Source organism: Streptomyces sp. NPDC005866 (assembly GCF_040629895.1).
GTDB lineage: Bacteria > Actinomycetota > Actinomycetes > Streptomycetales > Streptomycetaceae > Streptomyces.
In genome coordinates this window covers 342286-357472 of sequence record NZ_JBEXWP010000004.1, presented here as the reverse complement: position 1 = coordinate 357472, position 15187 = coordinate 342286, and the positions used below count along the sequence as shown (strand labels likewise).

The window sequence follows — 15187 nt, the reverse complement described above, 5'->3', positions numbered from 1 at the left end:
AAGCCCCATTGGACGGGACTCACACAGAACGGTTCCCTACGATGGCGCGGTGACCAGTACCGCGTCCTCCACGGACACCCGGCAGGGCCAGGCAGAGCTCGACGAGCGGCCCACGTGGCAGCAGCGGCTGCGCCGGTTCGGCTACATGCCGAGCCCGGCGCACACGGCGCACCCCACCGGCGGCAGAAGTGCCGCGGGCGCCGGCGCGCACGCCGATGTCGTCGACCGCCTGGTCCCGCCGTACGCCGAGCCGAGTTCCCGGCTGTGGCACGCCCTGGGCGTGCCCCCGGCGCTCGCCGAACGGATCAGGCGCTGGTCCGGCTGGGGAGGCCCGCTCCTTGTGACGCTGATGGCGGGCGTGCTGCGGTTCTGGAACCTGGGCAGCCCGAAGGCGGTGATATTCGACGAGACGTACTACGCGAAGGACGCGTGGGCGCTCGTCCACCACGGTTTCGAGGTGAACTGGGACAAGAACGCCAACGATCTGATCCTGCATGCGAACGGCCATGTCTCGATCCCGACGGACGCGGCGTACGTCGTGCACCCGCCGGTCGGCAAGTACGTCATCGGGCTCGGGGAGCTGATCTTCGGCTTCAACCCGTTCGGCTGGCGCTTCATGACGGCACTGCTGGGCACGCTGAGCGTACTGCTGCTGTGCCGGATCGGACGCCGGATGTTCCGTTCCACCTTCCTGGGCTGCCTGGCGGGCGGCCTGATGGCGGTGGACGGACTGCACTTCGTGATGAGCCGCACCTCGCTGCTCGACGGCGTGCTGATGTTCTTCGTACTGGCCGCGTTCGGCTGCCTGGTCATCGACCGGGACAGGTCACGGGAGAGACTCGCGGCCGCGCTGCCTCCGGACGCGGACGGCTGGATCCGCCCCGACGCGCGCGTGGCCGACGCTTTCCGGTTCGGCCGGCGCCCCTGGCGCTGGGCAGCGGGCGTGCTGCTGGGCCTGGCGATCGGCACCAAGTGGAACGGCCTCTACATCCTGGCCGCCTTCTGTCTCATGGCGCTGTTGTGGGACGTCGGCGCCCGCAAGGTGGCCGGTGCCCTGCACCCGTACAAGGCGGTCCTGAAGTACGACACGGGGATCACCTTCCTGGCGACGGTCCCGGTGGCGATCGCCGTCTACCTGATGTCCTGGACGGGCTGGATCCTGTCGCCGACCGACGGCAGCGGCGGCTACTTCCGCAACTGGGCGGCCACCGCCGGCAAGGGCGGCGACTGGGCGTTCCTGCCGGACTGGCTGCGCAGCCTGTGGCACTACGAGCACGAGGTGTACCTGTTCCACGTCGGCCTGTCGTCGCCGCACACCTACATGTCCAACCCGTGGTCCTGGCTCGTGCTGGGCCGCCCGGTGTCGTACTTCTACGAGTCGCCCTCCCCGGGTGCGGACGGCTGCCCGTCGAACGCCGGGGAGAAGTGCGCGCGTGAGGTGCTGGCGATCGGCACACCGCTGCTGTGGTGGGCGGCCTGCTTCGCGATCCTGTACGTCCTGTGGCGGTGGGCCTTCCGCCGTGACTGGCGGGCGGGTGCCATCGCGTGTGGCATCGCGGCCGGTTACCTGCCCTGGTTCATGTACCAGGAGCGCACGATCTTCCTCTTCTACGCGGTCGTCTTCGTGCCGTTCCTGTGTCTGGCGGTGGCGATGATGATCGGCGCGATCATCGGTCCGCCGGGCTCCAGCGACACCCGCCGGCTGGTCGGCGCGTCGGGTGCCGGCGTACTAGTCCTGCTGATCGCCTGGAACTTCATCTACTTCTGGCCCCTGTACACCGGTACGGCGATTCCGATCGATTCATGGCGTTCACGTATGTGGCTTGATACCTGGGTGTGAGTCACATCTCTGACTTCCGTTCAGGCAACAATTGGCCAACATCCGCCACAGGCGCCCCCGCAACCGCCTACAGTTACGCGTCACAAGTAGCTTTTGAACGCGTTCACAAAATGCGGCGAAAGCGCACGGGGAGGGGATTCGCGCCATGCGCAAGGGGGTCAAGGCGGCCATTGTCGGCAGCGTCTGCACCGTGATGGTGGGCGGAGCCGGATACGGCGCCTACAACGTGCTGTCGGCGGTGCGAGGCGACGGCGGCAGCGCACCGGCCGTACGGACCGGGCCGCCCACCACGGACGAGATCAAGGACACCACGCGGAATTTCTTCGCGGCCTGGGAGAAGGGCGAGTCGGTGACCGCGGCGTCGTACACGAACAACTCCGCCGACGCCGAACCGGTGCTCACCTCCTTCAGCGCCACCGCGCACATCAAGGACGTGCACATCACGCCCGGCAAGGCGACCGGCGCCACCGTGCCGTTCAGCGTGAAGGGGACGGTGTCCTACGACGGGAAGTCGAAGACGCTCGCCTACCGGAGCACGTTGAGGATCGTGCGCGGGCAGACCACACATCGCGCGCTCGTCGACTGGCAGCCGTCCGTGGTCCATCCGCGGCTCAGACGCGGCGACACCCTGGCCACCGGCGAGGCGGCGAGCCCGCCGATCGAGGCCGTCGACCGGAGCGGCACCGTCCTCAGCACGGACAAGTACCCGTCCCTGGGCCCGATCATGGACGAGCTGCGCAGCCGCTACGGCGACCGCGCGGGCGGCACCCCGGGCGTGGAACTGGTGGTCCACCACGCGTCCGCGGAGTCAGCCGACACCACCCTGCTGACTCTCGCGGAGGGTAAGGCCGGCAAGCTGCGCACGACGCTCGACGCGCGCGTGCAGGCCGCCGCCGAGTCGGCGGTGACGAAGTACGCCGAGTCGTCGGTGGTGGCCGTCAAGCCCAGCACCGGCGAGGTGCTCGCGGTCGCCAACCACCGTGAGGACGGCTTCAACGCGGCCTTCCTCGGCGAGCTGGCGCCCGGTTCCACCATGAAGATCATCAGTGCGGCCACCCTCATCGACACCGGGCTCACCACGATGAACGGCCCGGCGCCCTGCCCGCCGACCGCGACCTGGCAGAGCCAGACCTTCAGCAACCTCAAGGGACTTCAGCCGGATCTGAGCGCCACCCTCTCGGACAGCTTCGCGCGGTCCTGCAACACGGCGTTCGTGAAGTACGCGGACTCGGTCCAGGTCGACTCGCTCACCAAGGAGGTCGAGGACCACTTCGGGCTCGGGCGCAACGACTGGAAGGTCGGCATCCCGAGTTTCGACGGGCGTGTCCCCGCCTCCGGGGGTCCGGACACCGCGGCCAACCTCATCGGCCAGGGTCAGGTGCAGATGAGCCCGCTGAACATGGCGTCGGTGACGGCGACCGCGATGACGGGAACCTTCCGGCAGCCCGTGGTCGTTTCACAGAAACTGGACGGCCGTGAACTGGCCACCGCCAAGGGTCTGTCGGCCAACACGGTCGGCCAACTGCGCACCATGATGAACCGCACCGCGACCAGCGGCACCGCGGCCGGTGTGATGAGCGGGCTGAGCGGCAGCATCGGCGCCAAGACGGGCTCGGCGGAGGTCGACGGGCAGTCCAGGTCGAACAGCTGGTTCGCCGGTTACCGCAATGACATCGCGGCCGCGGCCATGACCCAGGACGGCGGTCACGGTATTGACGCGGCCGGTCCGATTGTCGCGAGTGTGCTACGGATCGGTGGCTGAAGTCACTCCCACAGGCCGGGACTCTAGGCTGTTGTCGTCGTTGGGGTGCGTGAGGGCTACGGGGCGACGGAGACCCTGGGGAAGTGCGCGGAGGAACTGAGCTGTGGGCAACAGAAGACGCGTCGTCGAACGACGGAACAACAGACCCGCCGTCATCGGCGGGTTGATCGCCGTCGTGGTCGTCGGCGCCGGCTTCGGCGTCTACGCGCTGTACGGCGGCGGCGCGGCCGACGCGGCGTCGACGAAGGCGGCCGACAGCAAGCCCGTCAAGACCGGCCCGTTGTCGGCGACCGAGGTGCAGACGACGGCCAGGACGTTCCTGGCGGCCTGGCAGCAGGGCAAGGTCGCGCAGGCCGCCGCCGCCACGGACGACACCAGCGCCGCGACCGCGCTGCTCACCGGTTACACCAAGGACGCTCACATCAAGGGCGTCACCGTCACCGAGGGCACGCGCACCGGCGCCAAGGTGCCGTTCGCCGTGAAGGCGACGGTGTCGTACAAGGGCGTCAGCAAGCCGCTGGCGTACGACTCCTCGTTCACCGTCGTCCGGCGGGCCAGCGACGGCAAGCCGCTGGTCGACTGGCACGCCTCGGTCGTCCACCCGGAACTCAAGGACGGCGACACCCTGGTCACCGGCGCCTCCGGCACTCCGCCCGTGAAGGCCCTGGACCGCGACGGCGGCGAGATCACCACCGCCAAGTACCCGTCGCTGGGCTCGGTCCTGGACGGACTGCGGGAGAAGTTCGGCAAGAAGGCCGGCGGCAAGGCGGGCGTCGAACTGCGTGTGGTGCGCGGCCCCGCGTCCCAGAAGGCGCAGCTGTCCGACAAGACGCTCCTGGAGCTCAGCAAGGGCACGCCGGGCACGGTGAAGACGACGCTCAGCCCGACCCTCCAGGCGGCCGCCGAGAAGCAGGTCAGCACGCAGAAGAACGCCTCGGTCGTCCTGATGCGCCCGTCGACCGGCGAGATCTACGCCGTGGCCAACTCCAGCCACGGCTTCAACGTCGCCTTCCAGGGCTCACTGGCCCCCGGCTCCACGATGAAGATCGTCACCTCGACGATGCTGTTCGAGAAGAACCTCATCACCCCGGACGCCTCGCACCCCTGCCCGAAGACGTACAAGCTCGCCGGGTGGACCTTCCACAACGACGCCGACACCGAGATCAAGCAGGGCACGTTCAAGCTGAGCTTCGGGGCCTCCTGCAACAACGCCTTCATCAACTTCGCGCCGAAGCTGTCCAACAGCGACCTGACGACCGAGGCCCAGCAGGTCTACGGCCTCGGCATGAACAACTGGGCCATCGGCGTCCCGACCTTCGACGGCTCGATCCCGGTGCAGAGCGGCGCGCAGATGGGCGCCTCGCTGATCGGGCAGGGCGGGGTGCGGATGAACCCGCTGAACATGGCGTCGGTGGCGGCCACCGTCGAGACGGGCGCCTTCCACCAGCCGTACCTGGTCTCCCCCTCGGTCGACAACCGGACGGTCGCGAAGGCCTCGCGCACGATGTCCGCGAAGACGCAGTCCGAGCTGAAGGACGTCATGCAGTACACCGCGGCGTACGGCACGGCCGCCAAGGCGATGGCCGGTCTCGGCCCGGACTACGGCGCCAAGACGGGCTCGGCGGAAGTCGACGGGCAGAAGAAGCCGAACGGCTGGTTCACGGCGTACAAGGGCGATCTGGCGGCCGCGGGCGTGGTCCAGGCGGGCGGCCACGGCGGCGACACGGCCGGGCCGATCGTGGCAGCGCTGCTGAAGCTGGGGTCGTCGCTGTAGGACAGCGGCGCTAGCCGGCCACGGGGGTGGCCATGTAGGTGCGCCTGAGGAAGCGCAGCAGCGCCTTCGACTCGAACTGCACCACCGACGTGCCGTGGGCGGAGTGGAACTCCACCACGGCCTGCACCCGCCCCAGCGGCCACACCCGTACGTCACCGCTCTCCGCCGGTGCCCTGAGTCCCTGCTCCAGCAGGGAGCGCGAGAACGTCCACTCGTCCGTCCCGGGCAGGCCCACCCGCACCGATCGCGGGTCGGCTTCGGGGTCGTAGCGCAGGACGACGGGAACCGCACCCGGGTCCTCCCGCGCGTCCTCGTCCGTGAGGATGTGGGCTCGCGCGTACTGCTCGACTACAGACATCGGACTGCCCTTTACACTCCGTGACCTCTGCGAAAGCTGTGCATCCACTTCTTCTCCAATGTCGCACATTTTCCGGATTGCGCTTGCCGAGACCGTCACATTTCATGCACGTGCCTGGATGTGCGATACACGACCCTCTCGCTCTTGCAAAAGGTTCGCAACAACGCTTTAAAATCGTACGGTGCATGTACCTGACGGATTCATCGACGCCCCCACCTCAGCGGTCACCGCGGTGGTCGCGGCCGGCGCCCTCGCCGTGAGCCTGCGCGGCGCCCGCCGTGAACTCGACGAACGCACGGCGCCGCTGGCCGGTCTGGTGGCGGCGTTCATCTTCGCCGTACAGATGCTCAACTTCCCCGTCGCGGCCGGAACAAGCGGCCATCTGCTGGGCGGAGCGCTGGCCGCGATACTCGTCGGCCCCTATACCGGCATCCTGTGCGTGTCCGTGGTCCTGCTGATGCAGGGCATCCTGTTCGCGGACGGCGGCCTGACCGTGCTCGGCGTCAACATCACCGACATGGCGATCGTGACGACCGTCGTCGCCTACGCCGTCTTCCGGGGCCTGCTGAAGGTCCTGCCGCGCACCCGGCGATCGGTGACCGCCGCCTCCTTCGTCGCCGCCCTGCTCTCCGTCCCGGCCGCCTCCGTCGCCTTCACGCTCCTCTACGCGATCGGCGGCACCACCGACGTGTCCATCGGCAAGGTGGCCACGGCCATGATCGGTGTGCACGTCCTCATCGGCGTCGGCGAGGCCGCGATCACCGCGCTGACGGTCGGCGCCGTCATCGCCGTACGCCCTGACCTCGTGCACGGGGCGCGCGAGCTGCGGCAGGGGCTGAAGTTGCGCGTGAACGGCGTGCTGGTGGACGCGCCGGAGCCCACGGCGCCCGTGGCGGCGCGCACCTCCCGGCGCGCGCTGTGGATCACGGGGCTCGTCACCTCCCTGGTCCTCGCCGGGTTCGTCAGCTTCTACGCCTCCGCCAACCCCGACGGCCTGGAGAAGGTCGCCCACGACAAGGGCATCGACGCGAAGACGCAGGAGCACGCCGCCGCCGGCTCCCCGCTCGCCGACTACGGCGTCAAGGACGTCACCGACGCCCGCCTCTCCGGCGGCCTCGCGGGCGTGATCGGCGTCGGGGTGACCGTCGTCGCGGGCAGCACGGTGTTCTGGGCGGTGCGCAGGCGCCGTACCGCCGACGAGCCGTCCGAGGCGCTCTGACATGGGCGCCGGGCACGCCCAGAAGCTCTACCGGCACGCGCACTCCCCCGTGCACGCGCTACCCCCGCACACCAAGCTCGCGGCCGCCTTCGCCTTCGTGGTCGTCGTGGTCTCGACACCGCGCGAGGCGATGTGGGCGTTCGCCCTGTACGCCGCGCTCCTCGCGTGCGTCGCGCACCACGCGCGCGTGCCCGCTTCCTTCGTTCTGCGCCGACTGCTGATCGAGGTGCCGTTCGTCGCCTTCGCGGTGCTGATGCCGTTCGTGGCGGAGGGCGAGCGGGTCGACGTCCTCGGCCTCTCGCTCAGCGTGAACGGCCTGTGGGGCGCCTGGAACGTGCTCGCCAAGGGCACCCTCGGCGTCGCCGCCTCCGTCCTTCTGGCGGCCACCACGGAGCTGCGCGAACTGCTCCTGGGGCTCCAGCGGCTGAGGCTACCGCCGCTGCTCGTCCAGATCGCCTCCTTCATGATCCGCTACGGCGACGTCATCACCGACGAGATGCGCCGGATGCGGATCGCACGGGAGTCGCGTGGGTTCGAGGCGCGGGGCCTGCGCCACTGGGGCGTGCTCGCGAAGTCCGCGGGCGCGCTGTTCATCCGCTCCTACGAGCGCGGGGAGCGCGTCCACCTGGCCATGGTGAGCCGCGGGTACGCCGGTTCGATGCCGGTCATCGACGAGGTGACCGCGTCGCGGGCGCAGTGGACCCACGCCCTGACCCTGCCCTTGTCCGCCCTTGTCGTCTGTGTGTTGGGATGGGCCCTGTGACTGCCACCGCCTCGCTGGAGGTCTCCGGCCTCGCCTTCGCCTACCCCGACGGGCACCAGGCCCTGTTCGGCGTGGACTTCACCGTCACGCGCGGCCAGCGTGTCGCGCTGCTCGGGCCGAACGGCGCCGGCAAGACCACCCTCGTGCTGCACCTCAACGGCATCCTGAGCGGCGGCACGGGCACGGTGACGGTGGCCGGACTGCCGGTCGGCACGCGGCACATGGCGGAGATCCGGCGCCGGGTCGGCATCGTCTTCCAGGATCCGGACGACCAGTTGTTCATGCCGACGGTGCGCGAGGACGTGGCGTTCGGGCCGGCCGCGGCCGGCCTGAAGGGCGCCGAACTCGAAGCACGCGTGCGTGCCGCCCTGGAACGGGTCGGCATGGCGGGCTTCGCCGAACGCCCGCCGCACCACCTCTCCTTCGGCCAGCGCCGCCGGGTCGCCGTCGCCACCGTCCTCGCCATGGAACCGGAGATCCTCGTCCTCGACGAGCCCTCCTCCAACCTCGACCCGGCCTCCCGCCGTGAACTCGCCGACATCCTGCGCTCCTTGGACGTCACGGTCCTCATGGTCACCCACGACCTGCCCTACGCCCTGGAGTTGTGCCCGCGCTCCCTGATCCTGAGCGACGGAACGATCGCGGCCGACGGCCCCACCGGTGAACTTCTTTCCGACGACGCCCTGATGCGCGCGCACCGGCTGGAACTGCCGTTCGGCTTCGACCCGCGCGCGGCGGCGGCTGGACGCGGGGGCGTATGACGCGTTTCCGTGACGGCCGTCCCACACGTCCCCGCTTCCGCGACAATGGGCGGGTGACGCATCACGAGGACACGGGGTCGCTACGGCTGGACGACCAACTGTGCTTCGCGCTGTACGCCGCGCAGCGCGCCGTGACCGCCGCCTACCGACCGCTCCTCGGCGACCTCGGGCTCACCTACCCGCAGTACCTCGTGCTGCTCGTCCTGTGGGAGCGGGGCGAGACCACGGTGAAGGAACTCGCCGACGCGCTCCGTCTCGACTACGGCACGGTGTCGCCGCTGCTGAAGCGGCTGGAGGGGGCGGGTCTGGTGCGCAGGGAGCGCTCGGAGCGGGACGAGCGCTCGGTGCTCGTCGCGTGCACCGGGCGCGCGGAGGAACTGAGGGAGCGCGCGGCGCGCGTACCTGGCGCCCTGCTCACGACGACGGGGCTGGACGGCGCGGAGGTGGCGCGGTTGCGCGAGGAGTTGCGGGTGCTCGCGGACCGGGCGAGCAGCGCGGCCTCACACCCCGGGTAGCAGCGCTCGCGCCCGGCGCGCACTTCGACACCCACGCCCCCACCCTCACCCCCCACCTCTGTTACCCACGGTTTCTACCCCCTGGTAACCCAAGACTTCCTACCGGTCGGTACCTTGTGCACGATGTGCTTGCGCACCACACGTTTCCATCCTGGGAGAGGTCCCGCCGTGACCGAAGGCGCCACCGTCGACACCCGTCCGACGAAGATCATGTATGTCGCCGAGGCGACCGCGCACGGCGGCCGGGACGGGTATGTCACCAGCCAGGACGGCCAGATCGACCTCAAGGTCGCGATGCCTCCGCAGCTGGGCGGGGACGGGAACGGCACCAACCCGGAGCAGCTGTTCGCGGCGGGCTACAGCTCCTGCTTCCACAATGCGCTCATCCTGGTCGGCAACCGCGCGGGCTACGACCTGACCGGCTCCACCGTCGCCGCGAAGGTCGGTATCGGCCCCAACAAGCGGCGCGGCTACGGTCTCGCCGTCGCGCTCAGTGTCTCGCTCCCGGTCCTGGACGCGGACGTCGCGGCGAAGTTGGTGGACGCCGCCCACGAGGTGTGCCCGTACTCGAACGCGACGCGCGACAACATCGACGTGACGATCGTGCTCGGCTGACCGCCTGCCTCCCCACTGAGGCGCAGGTCACGCCCGTACGGCATGGGTACCGAGGAATCGCAGGCCCCGCAGGGGCGTTGCAGCCACTGGCGCAGGCGATCAGGAGGGGCGTGGCGGACGTGGACGTGGACGTGAACGGCACTGTGGCCGAGGGCTTCGAGCCGGTCAGGGACGCGTTCGCGACGAACTTCGAGCTGCTCGGGGACCGGGGCGCGGCGGTGGCCGTGTACCGCGACGGACGCCGGGTCGTCGATCTGTGGGGCGGCACCAAGGACGTCGCCGGCGAGGCGCCCTGGGAGCGGGGCACCGCCCAGATCGTGCGCTCGGCGACCAAGGGCGTGGCAGCGGCCGCACTGCTGCTTCTGCGGCAGCGTGGGGAGCTGGACCTGGACGCTCCGGTGGGTGATTACTGGCCGGAGTTCAAGGCGGCCGGCAAGGAGCGGACGCTGGTGCGGGATCTGCTCGCGCACCGCGCGGGCGTGCCGGTGCTGGACCGGCCGCTCACGCCCGAGGAGGCCGTCGATCCCGATCTGGGTGCGGCCGCGGTGGCGGCGCAGGAGCCGGTGTGGGAGCCGGGCACCGATCACGGCTATCACGCGCAGACGTACAGCTGGCTGACCGGTGAGCTGGTGCGGCAGGTGACCGGGCGGCCGGTCGGCGAGTGGATCGCCGACGAGATCGCCGGGCCGGCCGGCGCCGAGGTCTGGCTCGGGGTGCCGGAGGCGGAGCAGGCGCGCGTGGGGCGGGTCGGGCCCGTCGAGGCCCCGGAGACCGCCGGTGTGCTGCGGACCCGGCCCAAGCGGGCCGTCTCCGAGGCGTATGCCGACCCGGGGTCGCTGACCCGCCGGGCGTTCGGCGCGATCAGCCCGCTCCCGGACGAGAACGACCCCGCCTACCGCGCGGCCGCCCTCCCCGCCTCCAACGGCATCGCCACCGCCGACGGTCTGGCCCGCTTCTACGCCTCCCTCATCGGCGAGGTCGACGGCGGCACCCGGCTGTTCACGCCGGAGACCATGGAGCTGGCCCGAGCCGAGCGGTCGGCGGGGCCGGACCGGGTGCTGGTCGTCTCGACCCGCTTCGGGCTCGGCTACATGCTGCACGGCAGCGCGTCCCCGCTGCTCTCCCCCGCCTCCTTCGGCCACCCGGGCCGCGGCGGCGCGCTCGGCTTCGCCGACCCCGAGTCGGGCATCGCCTTCGGCTATGTCACCAACGGCTTCCGCAAGAGCGTGACGGCGGACGCGCGGGCGCAGGCGCTGGTGCGGGCGGTGCGCACGGCGCTGTCGTAGCGACCGCACGCGCGCCCCAGCGCCCACCACCTCGGCGCACGCGCCCCAGCGCCCGCACCCCAACACCCATATCTGCACCCACGCCCACACCCCGCCGCACGCGCCTCAGCGCCCCGGGCCAGGCCTTGTCCCCGGCGCGTCCGGGCGTCCCGCGCTCCTCACACGTTGATCGGATGCGAGTGCCGCCCGGAGTCCGCGTCGATCTCGCTGTGCGCCTTGGTCAGCAACTGCATGGCCAGTTCGTTCAGGGCACGGGCGCCGGCGATCTCCTCGCCGACTCTGGGCTGATTGTTGTCGGAGTCGTGACGGCTGGCGTGGCCGTGCGCGCGTACCTCGGTGCCGTCGGGCAGACGCAGCATGGCCACCGCGCGCGTGTGCGTGTCGTCCTCCAGGAACTCCATCTCGACGTGCCATCCCACAGCGTTCTGCGTCATGGGGACCACCTCCGCAATCGCTGCTTCCAGGGTGCTCCCTCGAGGCCCTGGCCGTCACGTCGGCACCGGGCCGCCGCGGGTCATTTGTCGTCGAAGCTCGCGAAGTACGCGGCGGCCATGTCCTCGTCGGCGTGCCCCTGCGCGGCGGCGCGGGCGAACCGTTCGGCGGCCGCGCGGGCGACGTCCAGGCGCACGCCGTGGCTCTCGCCGGCGGCGACGATCAGCCGGGCGTCCTTCCCGGCGGTGTCCACCGCGAAGGACGGCGGGGTCAGCTTGCCGTCGAGGATGAGCCCCGCCTTGGCCCGCAGATAGGCCATGTCGAGCGGGCCGCCCGCGATCAGGTCGAAGAAGCTGTGCGGGTCGACGTCGAGGGCCTGGGCCAGGGCCACTACCTCGCCGGCCGCCGCGGTGACCGCGAGGACCCAGCTGTTGGCGACCAGCTTGAGCCGGGTCGCGGCGGCCGAGGACCCGTCGTCGCCGGTCCACACCGTACGGGAGCCGATGGCGTCGAAGACCGGCGTGACCGTCTCCCGGCCCTGTTCGGGTCCGGCGGCCAGGACGGTGAGCTGTCCGGCCTCGGCGGGCTGGCGGGTGCCGAGGACCGGGGAGTCGTAGAAGACCAGGCCGTGCTCGCCGGCGAAGGCGGCCAGTTCAGCGATCTGGTCGAGTCCCGCGGTGGTCGTCTGGGCCCAGACGACCCCGGGCCGCAGCGCGCCGGCGGCCTCGCGGACGACCTGCAGGGCGGTGTCGCCGTCGTACAGCATGGTCAGCACGACGTCGGCGCCCTCGACGGCCTCGGTGGGGGTGTCGGTCACCTGGGCGCCGTCGGCGGCGAGGGGTTCGGCCTTGGCGCGGGTGCGGTTCCACGCGCGGACGGTGAGCCCGGACTTCAGGAGGTTACGGGCCATCGCGGCGCCCATGATGCCGGTGCCCAGCACGGCCACGGTCGGCTTGTCGGTCATGACGTCTCCCTGTCGTTCGTACCTTCCACAGGCCAGCTTGGCGCACCGCGCGCCGTCTCGCGTGCGGCACCGGGCCCGATCGCACGCACAAGGGGCCCGGACCGGCTGTGACGCCGGTCCGGACCCCTTGACGTGACGGAGGCCGGATCAGCCGTCGTTCTCCGACGACGGGAGGTTGGCGCCGGGGACGTCCTGCGGCGCGTAGACCTTCTTGTCACCCGGGTAGGGCTTGTTGAAGTTGTGGGTGTCGTACCAGGTGTAGCGGTCCATCTGCTGGTTGTTGGCGTAGTCCGGCACGGCGTTCGGACCGGTCACACGCTGCTTGGAGAGCCAGCTCTTCCACTCGGCCGCCAGCGGCTGCTGCGCCTCCGGGACCGCCACCGACGTGGGCGCGGCGGCCGCCGCCGCGTTCTGCGCGGCCGGGGTGTCCGTACCGCAGGAGGGCGCCGGGCTCACGCCGAGGGTCAGCGAGGTCCGGTTGGGCACAGCGGTGAACGGCGTGTTGTCCGGCTTGTTCGTGAACGCGCCGTACATCGGGGTGGCCGCGGTGTCCATCTGGTTCATCGGGTGGATCCCGAGGATCTGCTCGATGGTCCGCATCATCGTGACCTGCGAGTAGTAGTGGCTGTCGACCGTGCCGTGCTTGGCGTACGGGCTGATGATCTGGATCGGCGCGCGGTGGCCGTCGACGTGGTCCTTGCCGGCCTGGGAGTCGTCCTCGACGATGAAGATCGCCGAGTCCTTCCAGTACTTGCTGTGCGTGATCGCGTCGACCGTGCGGCCGACCGCGAGGTCGTTGTCGGCGACCTGGGCGGCGGAGTTCGCCGGGCCACCGGTGTGGTCGTTGGAGTACCAGAACATGTTCAGGTTGGCAGGACCGTTCTTCTTGAAGTCCTGCTGCCAGACCTGCTCCTTGTAGACATCCGGCACGCTGGTGTCGAACTTCGGGAAGCCCTGCACCGACACGTCGTTGAGCGAGGGGATCGCCGAGCCCGTCTTGATGGGGTACTTGGACGGCGAGCCGGTCGCGGCCATGTCCTTGCTGTCGCAGTACAGGTTCTGCCAGCTCGAACCCGACGGCTTCTGCTCCAGCGTCTGGAACTCGCCGTAGTCCTTGACGGACTTCCCGGCCGCCTTCGCGCCGGTCCAGATGAAACCGGTCTTCTGGTGGCCGAGGACGTCGTCCTCGGTGTCGTAGGAGCGCGTGTACTCACCGGCAGAGGACTCGGTGTACTCCGGGTTGTCCGACTGCGTGAGCCAGTTGTGGCCCTCGGCGGAGTTCGTGGCCATGTCGTAGAAGTTGTCGTACAGGCCGAACTGCTTGGCCAGCGCGTGCTGGTTGGGCGTGACGTTCTCGCCGAACGTGGTCAGCGAGGGGTCGCCGTTGCCCTGCGGGATGTCGCCGTAGACCTGGTCGTAGGTGCGGTTCTCCTTGACGAGCAGGAAGACGTGCTTGATCGTCGAGGGGGCGCCGAGCCGCGCCGGGACCGGCACCGCGGGCACCGTGCCGTTGTTGTCGGACATCTTGAGCGAGTCGCCGCTCCAGCCGTTCATCTGGAACACCTTGGGCGTGTACGACTTGATGACGTCGTCGCTCGGCAGGGTGAACGTGGTCAGGCTGGACGTGGTGTCGTGGGTGCCGTGCTGAGAGGCGTTACGGCGGGCGTCTATGCCACGGGTGTTGGAGACGACGATCTTCCCACCGACGCTGGCGATCTCCGACGGGAAGTAGTCCGTCGGGAGCAGGCCGACGTATCGGGCGGGCTGCTGCGGGCCGGAGTAGCGGTAGACCGCGACGGCGTTGGCGCGGCCCAGCGTCACCAGCAGACGGCCGTCGTCGGTGAGGGTGACTGCGTTGGGCTGGTAGCCGACCGAGGCCTCCGCCCACGGCTTGGTGGAGATGGTCTGGACGACCTTGTCGCTCTTGGAGTCGATGACCGAGACGCTGTCGTCGGCGGTGTTGGTGACGAACAGCACGCCGTTCTTCGCGTACACGGCGGTCGGGTGCAGACCGACGTCGACGGTGCCCACGGCGGCGGACGCGTCGGCGGTGTTGATCACGCTGACCGTGCCGGTGGTGGAGGCGCCGGTCTCACGGTTCGCCGGCACCTGGGTGCCGTAGGAGTTGATGGTGGTCTCGCCGGCCTTGGCCGGACGGCCGCCCTCGTTTGAGACGTACAGCTTGCCCCCGACCAGGGCCAGGCCGCGCGGGGCGGTGCCGGTGGTCCAGGTCGCCTTGACGGTGCCGGTGGCGGCGTCGATGGCGACGACCTTGTTCTGGCCGTTGACCGCGCCGTACACGGTGGAGCCGTCGGCGGAGAACACCGCGGCGCCCACCAGGGCCTGCTGGCCGCCGACGGTCGGGATGTTCACGGCGACCGGGTTGGCCAGGGTGCCGTCGGCGTTGACGGTGAACTTGGTGTAGCCGGTGGCCTGACCCAGCCACAGCGACTTGCCGTCGGGCGAGTAGGTCGGGCCTTCCTGGCCCACGGAGCTGCTGCTGATGCGCAGGTTGTCGGCCGCGTTGGTGCCGATCTTCTGCGCCACCTTGCCGGTGGCGAGGTCCATGATCACCAGGGCGGCGTCGCCGTCGGTGACCGAGGCGGCGAGGTGGGCGCCGTCCGGGCTGATGGTGGACGACATGATCTTGCCGTCGTTGATGACGGTGCTGTCGCCGTAGGGCTTGATGTACTGGTCGTCGGAGACGACTCGGCCGTTGGCGGTGACCTGGCCGACCTGCTGGGTGCCGAACTGGTGCGTCGAGGCGACTGCCGTGCCGGTGACACCTAGGGCGACCGCGATACCGGCGGTCACCATCATGGTCCGACGGCCGACGAGTCTGCCGAAGAGGTTGACCTGCTCCCTCTGCTGAACTCGGCGCTGTCGTGCAACCTGCAT

Annotated in this window: 13 protein-coding genes; 9 read left to right on the top strand and 4 right to left on the bottom strand. The window is 70.1% G+C overall.

Annotated features, from left to right (window positions below):
* The first annotated feature begins 49 nt into the window (after positions 1–49).
* The 3 genes from ABZ396_RS08615 (at position 50) to ABZ396_RS08605 (ending at position 5376) form a co-directional block, all read left to right on the top strand.
* Positions 50–1840, top strand: a complete 1791-nt coding sequence (locus ABZ396_RS08615) for a phospholipid carrier-dependent glycosyltransferase (RefSeq protein WP_358924728.1) — start codon at positions 50–52, stop codon at positions 1838–1840.
* A 145-nt stretch (positions 1841–1985) separates the two neighbouring features.
* Positions 1986–3602 (top strand): penicillin-binding transpeptidase domain-containing protein, encoded by a 1617-nt coding sequence (locus ABZ396_RS08610; RefSeq protein ID WP_358924727.1) that lies wholly within the window; start codon positions 1986–1988, stop codon positions 3600–3602.
* A 103-nt stretch (positions 3603–3705) separates the two neighbouring features.
* Positions 3706–5376: a penicillin-binding transpeptidase domain-containing protein gene (locus ABZ396_RS08605; RefSeq protein ID WP_358924725.1), complete on the top strand. Its 1671-nt coding sequence runs from the start codon at positions 3706–3708 to the stop codon at positions 5374–5376.
* A 10-nt stretch (positions 5377–5386) separates the two neighbouring features.
* Here ABZ396_RS08605 and ABZ396_RS08600 read toward each other — a convergent pair whose 3' ends face one another.
* Positions 5387–5734 (bottom strand): SsgA family sporulation/cell division regulator, encoded by a 348-nt coding sequence (locus tag ABZ396_RS08600; RefSeq protein WP_358924723.1) that lies wholly within the window; start codon positions 5732–5734, stop codon positions 5387–5389.
* Positions 5735–5915: 181 nt separating this feature from the next.
* Here ABZ396_RS08600 and ABZ396_RS08595 point away from each other — a divergent pair, with 181 nt between their 5' ends.
* The 6 genes from ABZ396_RS08595 (at position 5916) to ABZ396_RS08570 (ending at position 10893) form a co-directional block, all read left to right on the top strand.
* Positions 5916–6953, top strand: coding sequence for an energy-coupling factor ABC transporter permease (locus tag ABZ396_RS08595; RefSeq protein WP_358924721.1), 1038 nt, complete (start codon positions 5916–5918; stop codon positions 6951–6953).
* Position 6954: 1 nt separating this feature from the next.
* Positions 6955–7716 carry a cobalt ECF transporter T component CbiQ gene (cbiQ, locus tag ABZ396_RS08590; RefSeq protein ID WP_358924719.1) on the top strand — a complete coding sequence of 254 codons (762 nt, stop codon included), beginning with the start codon at positions 6955–6957 and terminating at the stop codon, positions 7714–7716.
* Entirely contained in the window at positions 7704–8477 is a 774-nt protein-coding gene (locus ABZ396_RS08585) for an ABC transporter ATP-binding protein (protein ID WP_358924718.1), read from the top strand. The genes cbiQ and ABZ396_RS08585 overlap by 13 nt, the downstream gene beginning before the upstream one ends.
* A 53-nt stretch (positions 8478–8530) precedes the next feature.
* A complete protein-coding gene (locus ABZ396_RS08580; RefSeq protein ID WP_358924716.1) occupies positions 8531–8992 on the top strand; it encodes a MarR family transcriptional regulator in 462 nt (153 codons plus the stop codon).
* A gap of 168 nt (positions 8993–9160) precedes the next feature.
* On the top strand, positions 9161–9607 hold the full coding sequence (locus ABZ396_RS08575; RefSeq protein WP_358924714.1) for an organic hydroperoxide resistance protein: 447 nt from the start codon (positions 9161–9163) through the stop codon (positions 9605–9607).
* Positions 9608–9732: 125 nt separating this feature from the next.
* Positions 9733–10893 carry a serine hydrolase domain-containing protein gene (locus tag ABZ396_RS08570; RefSeq protein ID WP_358924786.1) on the top strand — a complete coding sequence of 387 codons (1161 nt, stop codon included), beginning with the start codon at positions 9733–9735 and terminating at the stop codon, positions 10891–10893.
* A gap of 158 nt (positions 10894–11051) precedes the next feature.
* Here ABZ396_RS08570 and ABZ396_RS08565 read toward each other — a convergent pair whose 3' ends face one another.
* The 3 genes from ABZ396_RS08565 to ABZ396_RS08555 all read right to left on the bottom strand — a co-directional run bounded on the left by ABZ396_RS08565 (position 11052) and on the right by ABZ396_RS08555 (position 15187).
* Positions 11052–11327, bottom strand: coding sequence for a DUF1876 domain-containing protein (locus ABZ396_RS08565; protein ID WP_358924713.1), 276 nt, complete (start codon positions 11325–11327; stop codon positions 11052–11054).
* Between the two features lie 80 nt (positions 11328–11407).
* On the bottom strand, positions 11408–12289 hold the full coding sequence (locus ABZ396_RS08560; protein WP_359184151.1) for an NAD(P)-dependent oxidoreductase: 882 nt from the start codon (positions 12287–12289) through the stop codon (positions 11408–11410).
* Between the two features lie 147 nt (positions 12290–12436).
* Positions 12437–15187 (bottom strand): alkaline phosphatase family protein, encoded by a 2751-nt coding sequence (locus ABZ396_RS08555; protein WP_358926484.1) that lies wholly within the window; start codon positions 15185–15187, stop codon positions 12437–12439.

Excerpts from the sequence above, each read along its gene's own strand:
- ABZ396_RS08585 (WP_358924718.1), top strand. The coding sequence starts at position 7,704 with ATGGGCCCTGTGACTGCCACCGCCTCGCTGGAGGTCTCCGGCCTCGCC.
- cbiQ (WP_358924719.1), top strand. The coding sequence starts at position 6,955 with ATGGGCGCCGGGCACGCCCAGAAGCTCTACCGGCACGCGCACTCCCCC.
- ABZ396_RS08600 (WP_358924723.1), bottom strand. The coding sequence starts at position 5,734 with ATGTCTGTAGTCGAGCAGTACGCGCGAGCCCACATCCTCACGGACGAG.
- ABZ396_RS08610 (WP_358924727.1), top strand. The coding sequence starts at position 1,986 with ATGCGCAAGGGGGTCAAGGCGGCCATTGTCGGCAGCGTCTGCACCGTG.
- ABZ396_RS08565 (WP_358924713.1), bottom strand. The coding sequence starts at position 11,327 with ATGACGCAGAACGCTGTGGGATGGCACGTCGAGATGGAGTTCCTGGAG.
- ABZ396_RS08560 (WP_359184151.1), bottom strand. The coding sequence starts at position 12,289 with ATGACCGACAAGCCGACCGTGGCCGTGCTGGGCACCGGCATCATGGGC.
- ABZ396_RS08555 (WP_358926484.1), bottom strand. The coding sequence starts at position 15,187 with ATGCAGGTTGCACGACAGCGCCGAGTTCAGCAGAGGGAGCAGGTCAAC.